This is a genomic window from Streptosporangium minutum, assembly GCF_002149035.1.
GTDB lineage: Bacteria > Actinomycetota > Actinomycetes > Streptosporangiales > Streptosporangiaceae > Streptosporangium > Streptosporangium minutum.
On record NZ_NGFP01000154.1, the window covers coordinates 1 to 22,026 of the forward strand.

9 protein-coding genes are annotated in these 22,026 nt (G+C 71.7%); 1 reads left to right on the forward strand and 8 read right to left on the reverse strand.

Translation table 11 applies throughout. From position 1 onward, the window contains the following. A partial coding sequence (locus CA984_RS28180; protein WP_133061793.1) for a chitinase occupies nucleotides 1-965 on the forward strand: 965 nt, incomplete at its 5' end. Nucleotides 966-1,105: 140 nt separating this feature from the next. Here CA984_RS28180 and CA984_RS28185 read toward each other — a convergent pair. The 8 genes from CA984_RS28185 to CA984_RS28220 all read right to left on the reverse strand — a co-directional run. Then, nucleotides 1,106-1,780, reverse strand: coding sequence for a DUF4142 domain-containing protein (locus CA984_RS28185; protein WP_165781448.1), 675 nt, complete (start codon nucleotides 1,778-1,780; stop codon nucleotides 1,106-1,108). Nucleotides 1,781-2,023: 243 nt separating this feature from the next. Next, nucleotides 2,024-8,194 (reverse strand): RHS repeat-associated core domain-containing protein, encoded by a 6,171-nt coding sequence (locus tag CA984_RS28190; RefSeq protein ID WP_108724629.1) that lies wholly within the window; start codon nucleotides 8,192-8,194, stop codon nucleotides 2,024-2,026. 246 nt (nucleotides 8,195-8,440) lie between these two features. Continuing rightward, a complete protein-coding gene (locus tag CA984_RS28195) occupies nucleotides 8,441-11,548 on the reverse strand; it encodes a LamG-like jellyroll fold domain-containing protein (RefSeq protein WP_242676218.1) in 3,108 nt (1,035 codons plus the stop codon). A gap of 428 nt (nucleotides 11,549-11,976) precedes the next feature. After that, nucleotides 11,977-13,731, reverse strand: coding sequence for a sensor histidine kinase (locus CA984_RS28200; protein WP_133061794.1), 1,755 nt, complete (start codon nucleotides 13,729-13,731; stop codon nucleotides 11,977-11,979). 668 nt (nucleotides 13,732-14,399) lie between these two features. Further along, complete coding sequence (locus CA984_RS28205; RefSeq protein ID WP_086576559.1) at nucleotides 14,400-15,482, reverse strand: radical SAM protein; 1,083 nt, start codon at nucleotides 15,480-15,482, stop codon at nucleotides 14,400-14,402. A gap of 114 nt (nucleotides 15,483-15,596) precedes the next feature. Next, complete coding sequence (locus CA984_RS28210; RefSeq protein ID WP_207621064.1) at nucleotides 15,597-17,459, reverse strand: ABC transporter ATP-binding protein; 1,863 nt, start codon at nucleotides 17,457-17,459, stop codon at nucleotides 15,597-15,599. A gap of 241 nt (nucleotides 17,460-17,700) precedes the next feature. After that, a complete protein-coding gene (lanKC, locus tag CA984_RS28215; RefSeq protein WP_086576560.1) occupies nucleotides 17,701-20,322 on the reverse strand; it encodes a class III lanthionine synthetase LanKC in 2,622 nt (873 codons plus the stop codon). Nucleotides 20,323-20,388: 66 nt separating this feature from the next. Further along, the coding region (locus CA984_RS28220) for a cytochrome P450 family protein (RefSeq protein WP_165781449.1) at nucleotides 20,389-22,026 on the reverse strand (1,638 nt) is incomplete at its 5' end.

Consider the following 22,026-nt stretch of genomic DNA (forward strand, 5'->3'; position numbering starts at 1 on the left):
CATCAGACACGACGTGCGCGGTGAAGTCGAGGCCGGCGGGCAAGGTCCTCCATGGGTACTGGGAGAACTGGGACGGCGCGTCGAACGGTGTACACCCGCCGCTCGGCTGGATCCCGATCACCGACTCCCGCATCCAGGCCCACGGCTACAACGTGATCAACGCGGCGTTCCCGGTGATCCGCTCCGACGGCACCGCCCTGTGGGAAGACGGTATGGACTCCACCGTCAAGGTCGCCACCCCTGCTGAGATGTGCCAGGCCAAGGCCGCCGGTCTGACGATCCTGATGTCCATCGGCGGAGCGACCGCCGGCATCGATCTCAGCTCCAGCACCGTCGCCGACCGCTTCGTCGCGACCATCGTGCCGATCCTCAAGAAGTACAACTTCGACGGCATCGACATCGACATCGAGACCGGCCTCACCGGCAGCGGCAACATCAACCAGCTGTCCGCGTCCCAGGCCAACCTCATCCGCATCATCGACGGCGTGCTCGCCCAGATGCCCGCCAACTTCGGCCTGACCATGGCCCCCGAGACGGCGTACGTCACGGGCGGCAGCGTCACCTACGGCTCGATCTGGGGCGCGTACCTGCCGATCATCAAGAAGTACGCCGACAACGGCCGCCTCTGGTGGCTGAACATGCAGTACTACAACGGAAGCATGTACGGCTGCTCCGGCGACTCCTACTCCGCGGGAACGGTTCAGGGGTTCACCGCTCAGACCACCTGCCTGGACAAGGGTCTGGTCATCCAGGGCACCACGATCAGGGTCCCCTATGACAAGCAGGTCCCCGGCCTACCCGCCCAGCCCGGAGCGGGAGGCGGCTACATGGCGCCCTCCCTGGTGAGCCAGAGCTGGAACAGCTTCGGCGGCAACCTCAAGGGCCTGATGACCTGGTCCATCAACTGGGACGGGTCGAAGGGCTGGACCTTCGGCGACAACGTCAAGGGACTGCAAGGCCGCTGACCGGTCCGCCCGGCCGGACCTGCCGGCACGGACCCGGGCGGCACGCCGCCCCGGCTGCGCACGAGCCGGGGCGGCGACGCCGGGCCGGCTGGGACGGGGGCGGTCCGGCACGCCACCCGCCTGGCTCCTCCGCTCCGTCACTAGCCGGTGCCGCCGGGGCTGGGAGCGGGGCTCATGGTTCCCTCCTGACCAGGGCTCATGGTGCCACCGGGGCCAGGGCTCATGGTGCCACCGGGGCCGGGGCTCATGGTGCCACCAGGGCCGGGGCTCATGGTGCCGCTCGGGCTGGGAGCGGGGCTCATGGTGCCGCCACGGGCTTTCCGGAGCAGGTTCAGGTGCTCCCGCACCACCGGTCTGGCGTCCTCGGCGAGCTTCTTCACCTCAAGGGAGGAGCCTTCGCTCAGCTCCTGATCCAGGCGGTCGAGGGTCTGACGGTGGCCGGTGATCATCGCAGCCAGCCACACGTTGTCGAAGACCTGCCCGGTCAGCTTCGACAGCTCGGCGAGCTGCTCGCGCTGGTTGGCGTTCGGATTGTCGGGCAGCGGCACCCCGGCCTTCTGGGCCACCTGCCGCACGCTCTCGTCCAGCTTCGTATGATCGTCGACCAGCATCTTCCCGAGGTCGGTTATGCTCCGGTCCGTCGATCTCTGCTGAGCGAGATTCCCCGCCTGGATCTCGGTCAGATCGACGCGGTGCAACTGCACCAGAAACTTCTTGTCCTGCTCGTTGAGATCCGGCTGGGCGGCGACGGCTCTGGCGGCGCCGCCCAGCGTGACGGTTGCGACGGCGAGCAGGACGATAATTCTTCGGATCATCGAATCCTCCATCAGCGCACGAGTGGAATAGGACTTTCTTCACATATGCACTGATATTCACCGCTATAGTCGTATTTAGGTGAAAAAGCTGTTAAAGACCGCTGAGAGGCGTCGGCCGGCCCCCGACATGCACGCTGCCTCGCGGGCGACGCCGCCGCGACAGGAAAAGCGGGCCCCGGCGCACCACCGTGCGCCAGGGCCCGCTACCGTCCGCCCGGTCCGCTCACCGGCTTCCGGGCCGGGTCAGAAGAATCCTCCGAGACCGCCGAAGAAGTCGTCCAGCCCGCTCTGGTCGAAGAAACGGACCGCCCGGGTCGAGGTCTCGGCGATGGCGCCCGGTCTCGTCACCCCAGGCTCCTGCTCCAGCGGCTTGTAGTCCTGTCTGATGCCCCGCCCCGACCCCGAGGGCCGCAACATGTTCGGCGGTGGCGCTCCGTCCGGGTACATCTTCCCGTTGCGGAACACCGAGACGGACTGGGTCGGCTGCGCCACGCCGTTGTTGCCGTACACCTGCCCCTCCCGTACGGCGGGCGAGCGGGCCGCCTTGGGGGGCGACTGCCGCTGGGCCGCCCTGTGACTGGTCGGCCGACTGGCGGGACGTGGGCGGGAGGCCCTGGCCGGGAGCCTGGTCACGCGCCCGCCGGTCACCTTCCTCACGTGAGCCCTGGTCCGCCTCGCGGCCTGCTTGGCCTGGCGTGCGGCCTTCGCGGCCCTGCGCTTGCGCGCCGCTTCGGCGGCCTTCTTGCGCATCTCCTCCGCCTTCTTCTTGGCCGCCTCCGCCTTCTTCCTCTTGGCGAGTTCCTTCGCCTTCCTCTTGGCCGCCTCCGCGGCTTTCTTCCTGGCCGCCGCGAGGGCCCTCCTCTTGGCCGCTTCGGCGGCCTTCTTCCTGGCCAGGGCGATGGCCCGCTGCCTGGCCAGGCGGATGGCGGCCCGCCTGGCCGCCTGCTGGGCGAGCTTCCTGAGCAGCGCCCGCGCCGCGATCCTGGCCGCGATCCCGACGACGAACCAGACGAGCTGCCCGTCGGGGTCGCTCATGCTGACCGGGCTGTTGTTGGCGTAGGCGTAGGCGTTGAGCTGCTGCGGATCCTCCTCGTCGATGACGGGGTCGACGGACAGGAACCGCCCGTTCCCGGGGTCGTACTCGCGGGCCCCGAGCTGGACGAGCCCGATCGTCTGGTCCTTGACGCCTCCGACGAACCCGCGCTGGCCCGGCCACCACGGCGGCGGGGAGCCGCGATCCTCGCCGAACGGCGTCATCCTCCGTACCGCCAGGTCTCCGTTGCCGGCGTTGACGGCGGCCTGAGCCGTGCCCTGGTGGTCGGAGGCCAGGAAGTAGACCTGGTTGTCGGGCGTGCGCACCGCCACCGGCTCGCCGTTGACGGTGTAGTAGCGGGTGCACTCGACGACGTCCTCGGCCTTGTCGAGCCGCAGCTCCATGTCGTCGATGTAGAGCGTCGAGTCCGCCGGTGTCTTACGGAGCAGCCGGTCGCCGTCGGCGTCGTACACGAACGAGGTGGTCCTGCCCGCCTCGGCCACCGACTCCAGGTTGCCCTCGGCGTCCCAGACCAGGGTCTGGTCGGCGGTTCCGACCTTGCGCCTGGTCGTGTTCCCCGCCTCGTCGTAGGCGAAGGTGTCCGTCCCCACCGACTGGAGGGCGTGCGGCCGCTTCTCGCCGGCCTTGGGGTAGGCGGAGGTGCGGACGGACTCCGGGCGTCCGCCGAACGCGTGCCGGGTCTCCTTGATCCGGTTCCCTGTGACGTCGTAGGTGTAGCTGGTCGCGTACGACGCCACACCGCCGATCTTGTCCGACTGCGGGGAGCCGCTCGCGCAGTCGTCGGTGGCCGTCCACGCCGAGGTCAGGCGGCGCAGATGGTCGTAGGTGAAGCACTGGGTGTCCTTCGACTGGCCGCCCGCACTGTCGACGATCTTGGTGATGTTGCCGACCGGGTCGTAGGTGTAGTTGAGATCCAGGTCGGTCGCCGGGGCGGTCTCGCGGTCCAGCCGCGTCCGGGTCAGCCGCTGGGTGCTCTCGTCACGGGTGTAGGTCAGCCAGCTCTTCCTGCCGCCCGTGCTCAGCTCGTACTGCAGTGTCTCGCCGAGCTTGGAGTAGCGGGCGGCCGTGACGTACGGCGACAGCCCGGTGACCTTGGTCGGCTGGCTCAGCCCGTCGTAGGAGTAGACGACCGACTCCGCGGCCAGCCCGCCCGCGGCCGGGAAGCTGACCGACTGGACCTGGTCGTCGAGGGTGTAGCGGGTGTTGAGCACGTACGATCCGGCCAGCTTGCCCTCCCGCGCCGGGACGGTGACGGTCTGCCGCAGGGCGCGGTACTCGGCGTCGATCGCGTTGATCTCGGCCTTGTACGCCTCGCCGCCGAGGTAGCGGATGCTGGCGTTCAGATGCCCCTTGGCCAGCGCGTCGTACTTCCACTCCGCGAGCAGCGGGCCGTCCTTGGAGCCCTCGTGGGTCTCCAGCTTGCGGCCCAGCGCGTCGTAGACGTACGCGAGGGTCCTGCCGCGGGCGTCGGTGGAGGTGAGCAGCTCGTCGGCGTCGTTGTAGGTGAACGTGGTGACGCCCTTGTCGGGGTCCTCGGTCCTGATCTCCCGGCCGCGCATGTCGTAGGTGTGCCGCCACACGTTGCCGGCGGGGTCGGTCACGCTGGCCAGCCGGCCCGCTCTGTCGTAGGTGTACCTGGTCGAGTCGTACTCGCCGGTCGGCGTGGCGCCCCTGTACTGCCGCAGCTCGACGAGCCGGTCGTCGGCGTCGCCGATGCGGGTGACGGCGGTGCCGCCGGGGGGAGGCGTGATGTGCACCCGCTCGCCCCGCTGGACGGCCGTGGCCCGCCACTTCTCCACGCCCTTGACCCGGAAGGTCTGGGCGTTCACCTCGCCGACCCCGTCGTAGACGTAGCCGATCTGGCTGGGCACGTCCGCGTCCGCCACTCCGAGCAGGTCGGTGGACGGCTCGCCGGGGCTGAAGTAGCCGCCGTTGCTCCTGGACACCTCGCCGAGCGAGTTGTAGAAGGTGTCGGTGATCGTGCGCCCGTCGCGCAGCGCGGGGTCCTGCGTCTGGTCGTCGCGCGGCGCGGGCTCCTGGGTCTGCCGGCTGCGCAGCAGGCCGTCGTAGAGCTCGTGGCTGGTGGTGTAGCCGCCGTCGGCCCGCAGGGTCCTGGTGGTGACGACGTTGGGGCCGTCGGTACGCGTCAGGTAGGAGTACTCGGTGCTGGGCGACTGGCCTGCCGCCCTGCTCCGGTCGCCCTGCCACACCTTGACGAGGCGGCCCAGCGCGTCGTACTCCATGTCGGTGCGCCGGTTGTTGGCGTCGATCTCGGCCACCGGCTCGCCCCAGGCCGGTTCGAGGAAGGTGCGTTCCTCGTGCCCGAGGGGGTTGGTCTCCTTGATCTCGGTCGCCGGGGCGCCGGAGGCCGGCGTGTAGGTGGTGGTGACCTTGGTGCCGACCGCGTCGGTCTCGCTGGTCGTGCGCCCGTAGACGTCGTAGGTCAGGGTGGAGTTGGTGACGGTCGCGCCGTCGCCGGAGGCGACCTCCTGGATGGTGGTGATGTCGCCCTTGACCGGCCCCTGGCCGTACGGCCTGCCGTCGTACTGCACCCGCTCGTCGGAGATCACGTCATCGCCGGCCAGCTTGGCCACGGCGGTGCCGCACCCCGCGGCGACCTTGTGGATCCTGCTGGTGTAGTCCAGCATCCAGGCTGTGCCGTTGCGGGCGTAGGTGTAGCGCGTGCACTGGTCGTCATCGGCGGTCGCCAGGTCGTTCCGCTCGTCCACCTGGGTGAGCAGGCCCTGCTCGTCGTAGGAGCGGGTCTCTCCGGTCCGCCGCCACTTTCCGCCCTCCAGGGCCGTGCGGGTGACCATCGACCTGTCCTCGACGATGTACGCGGCCTTGGTGACGCCGCCCTGCGTCGACTCGGCGGTCTTGAGCGACCACGGTTCGTCCGTCGACGCGGTCAGGATCGCTCCGCCGTCGCCGTCGTAGAGGATCTCCTCCCGCTGGAAGCCGGCCAGCTGGTCGTGGTCGTCCAGCTTGCCGCCCTCGGAGTCCACGACCTGCGCGCTGCGCCTGGAGCCGTCGGCCAGGCGGTCGCCGTCCATGCCGCGGAAGTACCTGAACTCGGTGAGCGTGCGCCTGCCGTCCTGCCCGTCGCCCTGGCGGACGCGTACCCTGCCGAACCCGCGCCAGTCCGCCCAGGTGCGGTGCTCGGGCTTCACCAGGATGTTGTCGGCGTAACGCCAGGCGGCTCCGTCGAGGTACTCGTAGTCGGTGACCACCCACGGCGATCCGGCGACCCGGTCCACCTCGACGGTCTGCTTCACGACGTACTTGTGGAACCAGTCGGTGACCTCGCTCTCGTTCTCCGGCGCCCACCGTTGCGGGAAGCAGAGCCGGGTGTTGCGATCGGCGGCCGGCACGTCTCCCGGCTTGCAGTCGGCGGGGGCGTAGTCGACCCGCAGGTCCCCGCCGCTCTCGTTGTTCACCGCCTGGACCCGCCACTTGACGAGCGGCGCGCGGCCCTCGTCCGTGTCCACCCTGTTGGGGAGCTGGACGCCGGTGAACGTGATCTTCGGCAGCGTGATCGTGCCGCCCACGTGGCCGCTCTGCTGGAGGGACGCCAGCCAGAGCGAGGGGCTGAGCCCGTCACCCGGCGCCGGGAACGACTGCGTCAGCGTCCAGGAGTCGACGGCGCAGTACGGCTTGCCGGAGCATTTGGCCGTGTCGGTGTTCACCACCTGGGTGGTGACCTTCGCCAGGCGCTTGCGGGAGAAGAACGTCGGCGACAGCCGGTTGGCGCACTTCTCCCCCGATCCGCAGATCTGGTCGAAGGGGACATCGGGCCAGTGACTCGCCGTCTCCTTCTTGAGCTGGTCGGCGGCGCAGGTGACCGTACCGCCGGGGACGCACCGTTCGGCGACGTCGAAGACGACCTGGGCCGCGGGCGACCTGGTGAACAGCTCGCCCTGCAGGTAGCCGTAGTCGATCCGCCTGAGGTACCCGCCGCGCGCGTACTCCGTGCCCAGCTCGGGCTTCATGTTCCGCCCGTAGTAGTTCTTCTCGACCTCGTACCAGTAGGTGGTGGCGTTGCCGTGCGTGTCGACGGCGAAGTCGAGGTTCCACCGGTACGCCTGCTGGCACCAGGCGGCCGCCTTGTCGCTCTTGTAGCAGGGCTCGCCGCTGTTGTTGCCGAACACCGGCGTCGTCCAGGTGGACTCCGTCTCCGGCTTGCCCGACACCCATCCGGGCAGGCGGTTGAGCCCGAAGGTGTACTGGGTGCCGTCGGCGGTGGTGACGCGCCAGTACTCGCCGTCGTTGTCGCCGTTGACGGCCCCTTTCAGATACTCGACGCGGGTCCCGTCGTCACGCCTGGGCCGCCACTGCTTGGTCGTGGCGTCCTTGACCAGTTCGACGGCCGAGCCGCCGAGGGCCAGCGTCGCGTTCTCCTGGTCCCAGCACAGGTCGCCGGTCTTCTTGCCGTCGAGCATGCACGACTTGTAGCGGCGCTCGATGTAACCGCCCGGGCTCAGCTCGAAACCCTCGCCCACCCAGGACGGCTGGTTGTTGGTGGAGGCGGTGCGGCCGTCCACGCTCTGCGAGGAGTAGGAGATCGACATCTCCGGCTCGTCGCCGCCCAGCGCCGGTGGCGCCCGCAGCTCGTAGCTCCAGCCGAAGTCGCCCGACTGGGAGCCGACACTCCAGTCGGCCGAGGGGGCGAGCGAGGTGGCCGCGTGGTCGCCCGACGGACCCGCCGCCGCGGCCGTCACCGCGTACAGCGCGGGCAGATCGACGTCGGCGGTCAGCGTGCCCGTCTCCGTGTCGTTGTCGCCGGGCACCGGCTCCGGCCGCGGGCAGGCGGTCCCGGCCGCGGCGGCGCTCAGGGCGCACTCCTCCAGCCGCACCACCCGCAGCCTGGCGCCGTAGTCGCCGCCGAAGGCGTGGCGGAACCCGGAGTAGTCGATCTCCAGGCGCGACCTGCCGGACTTCGCCGCCACGCCCTGCCCCGGCGACACCCGCATCGCGAGGCCGAGCAGCCCCGTCTGCGCGGTGTCGAGCAGTTCGACGCGGACCCGCTCGGGAGTGGACGCCTTCGCCGCCGCCTTCGGCGCGGCGAGCCGTACGGGGAAGCCGGTTGTCAGGGATCGCGCCTGCGCGTCGCCGGTCGCGTCCAGTTCGACCGTCTGCGGTTTCGGCCAGACGGTGCTCGGCGGCGTTCTCCACGCCTGTTTCCGCGCCGGATCAGCCGGCTGGGGCAGTACGGGGACCCGCTGCCCGCGGACGGGGGTCTCCTTCTGAACGGCCGGGGCGGAGCGTGGCGCGGCACTCGCGGGCGTCGCGTGCACCAGCGGCGCCACGACGACGACGGCCAGCGCGGCCGCCAGCCGCCGGGGCCACGGTGAGCTGCGCACGGGTTTCAGTAAACGATTCCAGTAGGAGTCCGGAGGGGCTACCTCAGGTGGCAGATCCATTGACTTCACCCAATCTGTGGACGAGTCGAACGGGGGGTGACTGGTTGGACGAGTCGAACGGCGGAGCGACTGGATCGACGAGGCGGACGGGGGTGATTGGTTGGACGAGTCGGACCGGGGCGATCGGATTGACGAGGCGACGATCGGATTGACGAGGCGAACGGGAGGTGACCGGACGGGAGGGTTCTACTGGGCGGCCAACTGGGAGATCTGCTCGGCGCTCAGCACACCGTCATAGGTGCGGACGTCGTCGACGGTCCCCGGCCAGTAGCCGGTGAAGGCACCCGCGTTCTTGGCACGGCCCAGCTGCAGGGGTCCGATCGCGTTCCACGCGCTCACGTGGTCGGCGACGGTGCTGTCCGACAACCGGCCGTTGACGTAGATCCGCAGCTCGCCCTGGAGCGGGTCGTAGACCCCGGCCACGTGGGCCCACTCCAGCGGCGCGGGGACGGCGTCGGACCGTGTCCGCACCAGCGCGGCGGTGTCGGTGTCGGCGGCGGCCATGCCGAGGACCCACCGCCCCCGCTCCTTGTCATAGCCGAGCTGGAAGCCACTGGCCCTGTTCCCGGCCTGGGAGACGGCGGCCGCGTCGCGGGTGGGCAGGTAGTCGAGCTGGGTCCAGGCGGCGACGGTGAATCCGGCTCTGGTGTTGACCGCGGGAGCGGCGGCCTGCGCGTGGCCGCCCGTGCCGTCGAAAGCGAGCGCGCCGTCCAGCCAGCCTTCGCTCCAGGACGCGCCGCCGCCCAGCGTCGCCGCCGACGCCCGTCCGGAGGAGTCGGCGGCGGAGCCGCCGGACCCCTCGTCCAGTTTCCAGTGTCCGACCAGTGTCGCGGCGCTGTTCACCAGGTCGGCGACCTCGTCGCCGAACATCGCCCGGCCGTGGACGCGGACGTCGTCGATGTCGCCCGGCCAGAACTCCGCCGCCCCTCCGCTGGCCTTCCCCCGGCCGATCGCCAGGGGCCCGGTCGCGTCCCACGGCTGGGTGAACGGGACCGTCGACTCCAGGCGTCCGTTGACGTACAGGGACAACGTCCCCGCGGCCGTGTCGTGGACGCCGGTGAGGTGAGTCCACTCGCCGAGCTTCGGCGCGGCCTCCGACAGCGCGCGCACGGCCGGCGCTCCGTCGGCGTCCGCGCCGGTACGGTTCAGCGCCCAGCGGTTGTCGGCCTTGGAGTACTGCAGGGAGAAGCCGGCGGTCCGCCCGCCGTCCTGGCTGACCGCGGTCGCGGTGGCGTTGACGCCGGTCAACCGCACCCAGGCGGCGACCGTGAAGTTGCGCAGGGTGGACACGACAGGACCGGCGGTCAGCGCGTGGCCGGCGGCGCCGTCGAGCCGCAGGCCCAGGCCGGTCCTGCCGGTGGTCCAGGCGGCCGGGGCGGACAGGGTGGCCTGGTGGGCGCCCGCGCGGTCGGCGGCCACGGCGCCCTGCCCCTCGTCCAGGGTCCAGTGCCCGTCCGGGCCCGTGCCCGCGTTGACGTTGAACACGTAGGTGCGGATCGGGCCCTGGTGTCCCGCGCGGTCCCTGCTGCGCACCGAGAGCACGTTGGGGCCGTCGTGGCGAGGGGTGATCCGGACCGTCGCCGACCCGTCCTGCGGGTCGGCCGCGACCTCCGCCTTGGGCGCGGTGTCCAGCCCGTAGACGTAGCCGGCGACGTCGGTGACGCCGTTGGCGGTGAAGGTGAAGGCGCCGGCCCGGCCGACGCCGTCGTTCCAGCCGTTCTCGGCGTACTCCGGCGAGGTCACCCCCGGTTCCCTGCCGGGGGCGGTGGCGTCGACGGTCGCCTCGCACCAGGGGCTCCACGCGCTGCCGGCCCTGCCGTCCTCCCCGCGGACCCGCCAGCGGATCACGGAGCCGTCGCCGAAGGCGCCCTCCGGGACGACCGCGTAGAAGGCGCTTCCCGTTCCCTGCGACTCGGTGAGACGCTCGCCCACCTTCGTGCCGGCGGCGTCCCACCACTCGAACCGGCCCTTGACCGAGTTGTCGGCGTCGCGCAGCTTGGCCCACAGCTTCGGCGTGGCGCTGCCGACGGTCGGCCGCCCCTCGCCGGCGACGCAGCCGCCTCCCGGGTCCGACCACACGTCGGCGGCGACGGGCGTGGCGGGCAGCGAGTTGTACTCGATCACCAGGCTGGGGTTGTTCTTGAACTTCTTCCAGCCGTAGTTGTCCGTCTCGCTCGTGGCCCTGAGTCCGATGGTCATGTTGGGCCAGCTCTTCGCCGCGGCGTCCACGGCCTGGCTGGTGACGTCGAACTCGACGCCGCCGGGCAGGCAGGCCGGTCCCCAGCCCTTCGCGACGTTCACGGTGTCGAGGAGTTTGACCCACGTGGGTTGCTTGTTCCAGGTGGTGCTCTTGCTGATCGGATTGGTCGACCAGGCCTCGACCTTCCGCGCGCTGCACGAGTAGGACCACGTCTCGTACGTCCGCAGCGTCGCCTTGATGATCTGCTTGCCGTGGATGGCCGTGCCGGTGTTCATCTGGAAGAACGACCTGTTGGTCTGCCCGGGGACGTGTCCCGCCCTGGCGACGTCGTTGGCGTTCAGGAAGTTGGAGCTGGGGTTGTTGCTCCAGACGGACGTCCACGCGCCGCGGGCCGCCGAGAAGAACGGATCGAGGTAGACGGGGAACCTGGTCTCCGGATCCTCGATCATGTCCCGGTCCGGCCTGAGCACCATTTTCCTGCCGGTGAGTTCGAGGCCCATCACCTCGTGGCGGGCGTCCGCGGGGGAGCCCTCCCCTGCGGCCGGTGTGCGCGCGGTCGAGGTCCCCGAGGAGTCCCACATCATCGGCGGCGAGGCTGTGAAGATCGTTCCGCCGTTCCCGTCGACCGCTTCGAGGTTGCCGCCCCTGGTGGATCTCATCGACAGCCCGCTGGTCGACAGCGGGAAGCCCAGCTCGGTCAGGGCCTTGTTCCTGGCCGCCGCCCGCGACTTGACCACGAGGAGGTGGGAGAAACCGTCGACGTCCGCCTTCACCTGGAGATCAACTCCTGGCAGCACCTCGGGGTAGGTGGCGGTGTCACCGCTCAGCACCGGCTCCGGCAGCGCGCCCGGCCACCCCAGTTCCAGCGCCTTGCCGCCGCGCGCCATCCGGGCGAGCGGCTCGCTCCCACCGCCCGAGAACGTCAGGTCGACCGCCGTCGCGACAGGGGCGATCGCACCGTCTGGCCGGAGCCGGAGCGTCGCGTCGGCGGCCACCCATCGGCCCGCCTGACGCACGCGCACCGGACGCGCGTGCTGTTCCAGAACGAAGGTGCCGTCCGGCTGGGCGAAGACCTGGCGCGTCTCCGTGCGCATCGCGTCCACCTCGACCGGCTGCCTCGTCCGGCGGGCGAGAGCGAGAGCGGACTCCTCCGTGGGTTCCGCGCTTCGCTGTCGCGTGACGGCGTCCGTGCTCTGTTGCCGCACACCGGCAACGGCGTCCAAGTGATCGGCGGGCGCTGCCACGACCGCGCCCGCCAACATCGCCACGACCAACCCACGAGCTAAGCGCATCAGCCCTCGCCGTCGCCGAGCTGGGACAACGTGCAGGTCGATGCCCGCCCGGCGTCTCCATGATCTTCAATTGACGAACGGATTGTGACTCAGGTAAAGCCACTCGTCCAGATCTTGTGGCATATTTCGCCAGAATTACTTTTTTCCTGAAGAAAACTGCCAGCGGCGGGCCGAGCCGCGGGAGGTCGCGCGGACCGGCCCCTCCTGCGGCACGGCCGGTGGCATCCGCCTCAGCGGTCACCGCTCCGGGCGTGCGCGACCGGCTGGACGCCGTCAGGATCCTCGTCGAGACAGGTTGAGGCGTCGGCGGGGCGCGCGGGGAGTGTGGCGGTCAGCGTGAAGCGCTCGCCGTCGCGCTCCGTGCTCAGGTGCCCGCGGGCCTGCCGGGCACGGGAGGCGAGGTTGAGCAGGCCGGTTCCCGGCCGGCCGGCGACCGGGGACGGCGCGCCGTCGTTGGACACGCGCAGCCGTACGGTCCCCGCCGCCGACGTCGTCGTCTCGATCTCGCACACCCGGGCCCGCGCGTGCCGTACGACGTTGGTCACCGCCTCGCGCAGCACGATCGCGGCCGGCTCGCCGGGGACGGCGCCGAGCCGTACCCGCGCCTCGATCCCCGCGGCCGCCAGCATCGCGCGGGCGGCCTCGACCTCCTGCCCGAACGCCGGCTCCGCCGGCTCGCCGGTGACCGAGCGGACCGACGACAGCGCCTGCTCGGCCAGCGCCACCGCCTCGGCCAGGTGGACCCGCGCCGCGCCGGGGGCGCCGCCGGCCAGCCGGTCGGCCAGCTCGCCCTTGACCACGACGGCCGACAGCTGGAAGCCCAGCAGGTCGTGCAGGTCCCTGGCGATCCGCAGCCGCTCCTTGAGCACCGTCACGCGCGCCAGCTCCTCGCGGGCCTGCCGCACCTGACCCGCGGCGACCGGCAGCCGGCACAGCGCGTACGCCATGGCCATCGAGGTCAGGCCGCCCAGCACGACGAAGGGGCCGTCGGCCACGTACTCCACGCCGTACAGCAGCACCGGGACGCCGCAGACCAGCAGCGCGGCCAGCCCCCACGACAACGGAGCGCGCACGTGGAAGAGGACGACGCCGGCGACCAGGCCCAGGTAGGTGTGCGGGGTGATGTCGCCGGCGGCGGCCAGCGCGAGCACGACCAGGCCGATCTGCGCGGCCAGCGTCACCCGCCACGCCGGCGGCGGCACGCCCGGGGGCCTGGGCAGCACGTGATGGAGCTGCAGGACGGCGACCGCCGGCAGGGCCACGGCCGCCACCGCGAGCTCCGCGGGGCCCGGCACCGAGAGCGCGAGCTGCCGCGCGCCGAACAGCCTCAGCGCCGCCGTGCCGAGATGGTCGATCTCCAGAACGAGCAGGACGCACCAGGCCAGCCAGGGGACCGTGGCCACCGGCTTCGGCCGGCGCGCGGGCACCCGGCCGGCGGACGGCGCGACCCGCGCCACCACCTCGGCCCGCCCGTCCTCCTCGGCCAGCTCCACCTCCGCACCCGTGATCACCGTCCCCGTGACCGCCTCGCGCAGCGCCCCCGGGGGCAGGCCGGTGAACACGACCGTGAAACGGGCCTGGGCGTCCAGCTCGATCCGGCAGCCGGAGGGGGTGCCGGAGCGGAGGGCGGCGATCACCGTCCGCCGCAGCAGGGCGGCCAGCGCCGCGTCCACCGGGGCCGGCAGCCGGCCGGCGGCGGCCAGGACGGTGGTGGCCGGCACCCCCGCCGCGGCCAGCACCGTCGCGGCCGACTCCGCCTCCGCGGCCAGCGAGTGCTCGCGGTAGTCGTCGGCCACCGACCGGACGGCGTCCAGGGCCTGGCGCGCGCCCTCCACCAGCTCGGCCGGCGGGAAGCGGGCCGGGTCGTCCGCCGCCCCGCCGGCCCGCCGCGATGACGGCCGCCAGCCGCGTGCCGAGCGAGGCGCGCAGCTCGCCCGCGATCCGCAACCGTTCGCGGGCCACCTCGGCCGAGGCGTGCTCGGCACGGGTGGCTTCCAGCTCGCGCACCAGGTGGCCGAGGCGCGCGGTCGCGAAGAAGCCCAGACCGACCGCGGCGCTGATGAGCGCCGCCCACAGGGCGTAGGCGAGGCCGCCCGAGGGCAGCCACAGCAACCTGACCGCCAGCTCGCCGGCCACCACGAGCGCCGCCCCGGCCCAGCCGGCCCAGCCGGCGAGGGCGAGCGGCAGCGCCGCCGCCGGCAGCGCCGAGACCGGCCCCCAGGCGTCGCCGAAGATCGCGTAGGGGCCGAAGGCCAGCAGCACCTGGACGGCCGGAACCCACGGTGGCAGGCGGCGCAGGACGCCCGCCAGGTACAGGCCGCCCAGCACGACCACGAGGGCCGCCCCCGCCACCACGACCGCGAGGTCGGGCGGGCTGCCGAACGACATCCCGGCCGCCAGCACGCTGATCCGGAAGAGGCAGTACAGCGTGAGGCAGACCAGGGTCGGCATCAGGGCGAAGCGCGACATCCGGTCTTCCGCGTGCCGCTGTGACATGCGCCTTCTCACCCCGACAAAGCAAATGACCGAAATATGGCATTTTTGCGCTCATCTTTCGGATATGCAATCTGCATGCCGACCGCCTGCGGGGCGTGCGGAGGCAGCGCTGCGGGCACTACCGGCACCACCGCGTCCTCTGCCAGGGCCGCGCGGGTCAGAGCCGCTGCACGGAGTCCTGGCGCGGCGCGCGTGCGACCGGGCCGGTGGGGACGAATTCCGGCCGGCGGTCGATGCGCGCGCGATCGGCCTCGGACCCGAAGTGATAGTCGATCTTCCGGGTCGCCTCCGCCCACTGCGCCATCGTGCGCACGGGCGCGAGTGTCTCGACCACGAACGGGTCGTGCCAGCGTTCGACGGCCCGCCGCCACAGCTCCTGCGGGGAGTCCGTCAGCACGTTGCCGACCGTTCCCTCGTAGGCGGCCATCGCCCGCGCGGCCCCGTCCGGCTCGATCTGCAGGACGGGGAAGAACGACCCGGCGCGGATGCGGTCGGGATGCATCTGCAGTGCCAGGTTGTCCGTCGTGGCCACATTCACCGACGGCGGCGCCAGGGAGCGCAGGCGTTCCCCGTACTCGGGACTTCCCAGCAGCTCGACCTGGGCGTCGGAGAGCAGTTCGTGCTCGGCGAACCCCTCACGGCTGGCGAGTCCCTCCGGTATCACCGCCCCGAACGCGATGGACTCCAGTTCCGGGAACCTGGGCGCGACGGTGGTGCAGAAGTCTTCGATCTGGTGGAAGTTGCTGCTGACCACGACGCAGTCGATCCCCAGGCCCAGGCGGCTCCCCCCGGACAGACGCCGCTTCTCCGCGGCCGTGTCCAGGAGCGCCAGCGCGTTCATCGCCCGGTCGAACGATCCGCGCCGGCCGCGGATCCGGTCGTGCACCTCCGCGGTGGCCCCGTCGACGCTCACGTTCACTTTGAAGGAGCCCCGCACGATGTCGTCGATCATCTCGGGGCGCAGCGACCAGCCGCCCGTGAAGATCGAGACCTCTATCCCCGCCGAGGAGATCCGGTCGATGACCTCGAAGACGCCCTTCACCAGAAGGGGCTCGCCACCGGCTATGCAGACGCCGTACGGCCTCATCGCGATGACGGCGTCGGCGGCGCGCAGCATCTGGCCGTGGTCCAGTTGACGTGTCGGCCGGCGCCCGGATTCCGAGTAACAGTGGGAACACCGCAGCGGGCACGCGTATGTGATGTCCCAGACGACCTCAAGCGGGCGATCGGGTATTTTCATGGCGGCGCTCCTGACGCGGGACACGGCGGGGCCGGCTCCGCGGACGTGAGGGACTCGGACGAGTCCCTGAGATGGACGGACGGATGAGGCCGCCGGCTGTGCCCGCCTGGCGCGTCAGCCGGTGGCGGTGAGGAACTGGGTGGCGGCGAGCTCGGCGTAGAGCGGGTCCTCGGCGACCAGTTCGTCGTGGGTGCCGACGGCCCTGACCGTGCCCGCGTCTATGACGACGATCCGGTCGGCCAGGGTGACCGTGGACAGCCGGTGCGCCACGACCAGCACCGTCGTCGTCCGGGCCGCCTCGGCGACCGTGTCCCGCAGCGCCGCCTCGTTGACGGCGTCGAGCTGCGAGGTGGCCTCGTCCAGCAGCAGCAGACGCGGGCGGCGCAGGAGCGCGCGGGCGATGGCCACGCGCTGGCGCTCGCCGCCGGAGAGCTTGGTGCCCCGGTGGCCGACCAGGGTGTCCAGGCCCTTGGGCAGCCGCGCCACCAGGTCGTCGAGGCGGGCGGTGCGCAGGACCCGCCGGATCTCGTCGTCGGTGGCGTCGGGGGCGCCGAGCAGGAGATTGTCGCGGAGGGAGCCCGACAGGACGGGGGCGTCCTGCTCGACGTAGCCGATCGCGGACCGCAGCTCCGGGAGGTCCCAGTCGCCGAGGTCACGGCCGTCGAGCAGGACGCTCCCCGCGGTCGGCTCGTAGAACCGCTCGATGAGGGAGAAGATGGTGGTCTTGCCCGCGCCGGAGGGGCCGACGAAAGCGGTCATGCCCCGTGCCGGGACGGTGAAGGTCACCCCGCGATGGACGGGCGGCAGGTCGGGGGCGTACCGGAAGCGCACGTCGCGGAACCGCAGTTCGGCGGGTGCCGCGCCGGGGACGGGAAGCAGGGCGGCCGGCCTCTGCGGCTCGGACGGCAGCCGCTCGGCCTCCTGGATGCGGGCGACCGCCGCGGCCCCGATCTGGTACTGGCCGGCCGCGCCGACGAGTCCCTGAAGGGACGGCACCAGGGTGAACACGTACATCAGGAACGCGATCAGCGTCCCCACGTCGATCAGCCCGGCGGCCACCCGGGCCCCGCCCGCGGCGAGGACGGTGAAGAAGGCCAGCTGCAGGGCGAGTTCGGCGGTGTGCCCGGCGACCGCCAGCCACTTGGCGGCACGCACACTGGCCTGCCACGACTCCTCGGCGGCACGGTGGACGGCCGCCTCCTCGCGGTGCTCGGCGCCGGAGGCCTTCACGGTGCGCAACGCCCCGAGTATCCGCTCCAGGGCCGCGCCCATCGCCCCGACCGATTTCTGGATGTCCCTGCTCGCCCGGCTCACCCGCGGCATGACCACGCGGACGACCGTCCCGGACAGGAGCAGCACGCCGAGCGTGACCGCCAGCAGCACCGGGTCGAGCACGCCCATCATCGTCATGGTCGCGAGGATGGTGAGGCCTCCGGTGACCGTGCCGACGAGCGAGTCGGTGGTGACCTGGCGCAGCAGGGTGGTGTCGGAGGTGACCCGGGACATCAGGTCACCGGGCTCGACCTGGTCGACGGCGGACATCCGCAGCCGCAGGAGGTGGGAGACCAGGCGGCGGCGGGCGGTGAGCACGATCGACTCGCCGGTGCGGCGCAGCACGTACTCGCCCAGTGGCCCGACCCCGGCGGTCACGACGACGAGGACGCCCATCAGCAGCAGCACGCCGGTCAGCGGCCGGTCCGCGCCGAGGTCGTCGACCAGCCGCTTGGCCGCGAGCGGCAGCGCCAGGCCGATCACCCCGGACACCAGGTTCAACAGCCCGCCGAGGGCGAGCCAGCGCCAGGACGGGCGCATGTAGCGCAGCAGCACGCGCCAGGCGGGTGACGGGCCGGACTGCGCGGGGACCGGCGCGGGAGCCCCGCCGTCGTGAGGGGGCAGCCGTCCGGGTCCGGAAACGCGAGGCTCGGCTGCCACGGCCACCGCCGCCGGGGCGTCGGGCTGATGGCGCTGCGTGTCCACGGGATTCCTCGCAAGGATGTTTGGGGTGGGAGAACTACGGGGGCGCCGGTGCTCCCGCCGCCCGGCCCCGGCCACCTCTCAGAAGGCGGCCGGTTCCAGGCGACGGGCGCGGGTGAAGCGGTCCGGGTGATCAGCGCCGGGAGGCGTCACCGCCCCCCGGCGCCGGAGTCATCAGACGCAGACGTAGCAGGCCGTGCCGTTGTACGAGGTGACCAGGCTGGAGCACGGGTGCGCCTTGCCCTCAGAGGCGTTGAGCGTCTGGAGCTGGAGAATCTGAGCCATCTTCTTGTTTCCTTTCGGTCGCCTCGAATGCGGGGGACCGCAGATCGAGGACGGGGATAACCGACGCGCTCTGGTTGAACGCGACGCTGAGGGCAACGAGAACTCCGGCCGAACCCGTTTCCAGGTCCATGGACAGCCGCATGAGTTGGTTGCCGGGGAAGGCCAGGTGGCCCTGGTAGAGGAGGGCGTGCCAGCCGAGCCGGCGCACGTGCTCGCGGAGCACGGGCCGGTCTTCCGGCCTACCCAGTAGGTGGAAAGTCGCGATGGTGCCCGCCCGTCCCATGAACAGGGACGGGTGACGGACGAACGGTGCCCGGCAGGCGCGGCGGACGCCGTCGACGACGTCCGCGAAATCCGGCTCGGCGCGCCGGCCCAGGTACTGCGACAGCACCAGCGCCAGGCCGCCGCTGCCGGTGCCGAGATAGGCGAGGTAGCGGTTGCTCTCCAGCAGGCAGAAACCGCCGTCCGGCAGCACCTGGCCCCGGCCGATCTCGCGCCGCAGCGCCAGCCCGGCCAGGTCGAGGTGGCGGGTCTCCCCCGTGGTGCCGTGCAGCCGCAGGAAGTAGGAGGCGACGCCGGTCAGTCCGTGCTCAAGGCCGACGCGGCCCTGCGGCGTGAACATCCCCGAGTCGCCGTCGCCGAGCTCCGCGGCCAGCCGCTCACCGATGTCCAGAGCCTCGGTGAGCAGCCCCTCGTCTCCGGTGAGCTCGGAGAAGTGCAGGAGGTTGAGGCCCGCTCCGGCCAGCCCGCCGTGCAGTCCGGGTACCGCGAGGCCGTCGTGCAGTTTCCGGGCCCGGTCGAGCATGTCGAGGGCGTCGTCACGACGCCCGAGCGACTCCAGCGTCGCCGCCACGCCGTGCAACCCGTTCAGGAGGCCGGGGCGCGGGTCGGGGGCCCGCCGCGCGGCCGCGACGAGCCAGTCCACGTAGTCGGCCGGTACGGCGGCGCCGGCCTGCCGCAGCGCCCAGAGCACGCCGGCCGCGCCGTTGGCCACGGTGAACCCGCCGGTCGCGAACTGCTGCGGGTCTCCCGGGAAGAGCCGGTCGCGGCGGTCGGGCGTCGCGCTCGCGTTGATTCCCGCCACGAGCGAGTCGCGGATGGCCGGCCAGCCGGGATCCCCGGCGTCGAACATCCGGGCCGCCCGGTCCTCGCCGAGAGGTCCCTTGACCGCGCTGAACTGCCGGACCAGACGCGGTCCGAACGCCGGTGGCAGCGGGAAGTGCTCGGTGACGACGTCGGTGAGGCTGGAAAGCTTGACGGGGTCCCGCTCCTGCAGGGGGCTGATCGGCAGGAACACCCACTGCCGCAGGCAGTTCAGGACGTAGTTGTCGGCCTCGCGGCCGGACAGATCCTTCGGCGCGGCGAATCCCGCGGCGGCCAGGCCCGGGGGACGCGGGTCCGTCAGGTCGGACGCGATCTCGAAGTCGATCAGTGCGACCCGTCCGTCCGGGCGGACGATGATGTTCTCGGGGTGCAGGTCGGCGAACCGCACCCCCTTCGCATGGACGGACATGAGCGCGTGGTCGACCTTGGCCAGGACATCGGTCGCCCACCGGGTGTAGGAGGCCAGCGATTCGGCGGTCGGGTCGGGGCTGACCAGGGGGTAGCGCTCGAACACCTCGTCCATCAGGGTCTTGCCCTCGATGTACTCCTCGACCAGGAAGTGGTGCTCCCAGATCACCCGGTAGTCGAGCAGGCGGGGGACGCAGTCGAGGTCGCTCAGCCGCTCCAGGATGTCGCGCTCGTGTGCCAGCCTGGCGACCGCGTCCACGCCACCGGTGTCCAGGCCGGCGTGCGGGCGGGCCTCCAGCAGCACCACGTACCCTCCGGACTCCCCGTCGCGGGCGAGGTAGACCCCGCCGCCGTTGGAGAAGTGCAGCGCCCGTTCGATCTGGTAGGGGAACTCCTCTTCGCCGCCCGACCCGTGCTTGGCGACCGACGCGCGCAGCACCTCGGGGATGGAGACCCATTCCGGTACGGTGAACGCCGGAGTCCGCTGGTCCGGCACCAGCCGCCCGTCGGGTGTACGGATCGCGTACCCCAGGCTGCCGTCGGATTTCGTGTAGGTCATCGGCTGGAACGCGCCGTACCGCACGTAGACCGGGGAGTCCTCGTAGCGGAGGTCGCTGAGGATGTACGGGCCGGTGAAGTCCCGCAGGATGCCGGCCAGCTCCGGCAGCACCTCGCTCAGCTGCTCCTCGTCGGCCGGATAGAGCGTGATCAGCTTGCCGCTGCTCCCCCGATCGGCGTACTTGTTGTTGAGCAGCCGCATCGCCATCTTGCTCCTGAGGAACTTGACGGCGATGTTCCGGCTGACGCAGAAGTCCACCACGAGATCGCAGACGGTGGCGGCGTCGGCGTCGGTCGCCGAGACGTGGATCTTCCATCCCTGTTCCGGAAGCGCGGCATCGGGCGGGAGCAGCACGACCCACAGCTCGCTCTCGCCGACGCGCCACCCGCTCGGGAGCGGCCGGCGTGCCGTGGGGAAGCGGCTGTCGTCGTCCGGTATACGCCAGACCGGCTCGAAGAACAGCGGGTCGGCCTGGCAGTAGGCCACCAACTGGGGAAGTGTCTCTTTCATCGGGTCGAACTCCTGGATGCTGAGAGCGTGAGGGGAATCATTCGGACGAGATCGTGTTTCCTGACATCACGCTCCGTCCGGCGGACGCCGGCCACCGGGGACGCTCCGGTCCGGTCCGAGGACGATCGGCAGTCCGAGGAGGTAGCGCACGCTGCTCTGCCGGTAGTGCAGGCTCCGGGAGTCACGGGCGAGCTCCATGTCCGGGAAGCGCCGTGCGAGAGTGCCGACGGCGATCTGCAGCTGGGCTCTGGCCAGCTCCGCCCCCAGGCAGTGGTGGTGGCCGTGACCGAAGGCGAGGTGGGGGTTGTCCGTCCGCCCGATGTCCAGCAGGTCCGGATCGGCGAAGAACGCCGGGTCCCGGTTGGCCGCCACGAGTGACGCGGTGAGGAGGTCCCCCTCCGGGATCGGCGTGCCCTCCACCTCGATCGGGGCCGCCACATGACGGGGGATGCCCACGGGGAACGGCGTGACGAGCCGCAGCAGTTCCTCGACCGCGGTGACGATCAGCGCGGGGTCGTCCGCGAGCCGTTTCCACTGCTCCCGCCGTAGCAGGGCGGCGACACCGCTGGCCAGCACGGTGGTCGGCGCCCGGTGGCCGTTCACCATCAGGAACCTGGCCGCCGAGACGAGGTCCGCCTCGTCCTCTCCGGACAGGCCGTCTCCCCCGGCTTCGACGACCCAGCCGAGCAGGTCGTCCGAGGGCCGGGCCCTCCGGTCGGCGATCAGGGCGCGCAGGTAGTCGTCGATGTCGCTGTGCGCCTTGGGCGGCGGGGAGACCAGCCTCTCCAGGATCCATTCGTGTATGTAGCCCCGGTCCTGCTCCGGCACGCCGAACAGCTCGCACAGGACGGCGACCGGCAGGGGGTAGGCGAACCTCTGGAGGAGGTCGACGACCTCGTGGGAGGGGATCGCGTCCAGCAGCACGTCGGTCTCCCGCTGGATGCGCGGGCGCAGCGCCGCCACCCGTTCCGGGGTGAGGTGCCGCTCGATCAGCCGGCGCAGCCGGGCGTGTTCCCGGCCCTCGATCGTGATCAGGTCCAGTTCGCCCCGGTGCGCGAGGGCCGGATCGGCCGACTGGAGCCGGAACCCCGCCGTGATCTCCACGTCCCCGGCCAGTCCCGGATCGGCGAGGGCCGTGGTGGTCGCCTCGTGTCCAGTCAGGACCCAGGACGTCGCCACGTCGGCCGCGTTGATCCGGTGGACCGGACCCAGCTCCCGCCACTGCCGGAGCGCGCCGGGATCGTTGAAGATCGCCGGGGTGAGCGCCGGGAGCCTGGCCGGGGCCTTCACCTGAGCGCCCGCCTCGCCCGCCTGCCGGTCCAGCTCGTCCAGGAAGGGGACGAGCACCGGGACCGCCGCCTCCGGGTCGGCGGAGAGCACCAGGACCGGGCAGAGCAACTCCGGGGCGGAGTCTCCGGGTGTCAGGCCCTCCTCGCCCGGCGGACCCACGACCACCACCGCGGCCACCCGCTCCGGATGACGGTCCGCGACCTCGATCGCCGCCGGTCCGGCCGCACCGTAGCCGAGCAGCACGGAGCGGTCCGGGCTGTCCGGCGCCGCCAGGAAGTCCGTGATCCCCCCGACGCAGGCGGCGAGGTCACCGGTCGGCACTCCGGCCACCCGCACCCGCCGGCCACGGCCGGTGAACTCCTCCGCCAGGCGCTCGCTCCCGGCCCCCGGGTTGAGGATCACCAGGACCCACCC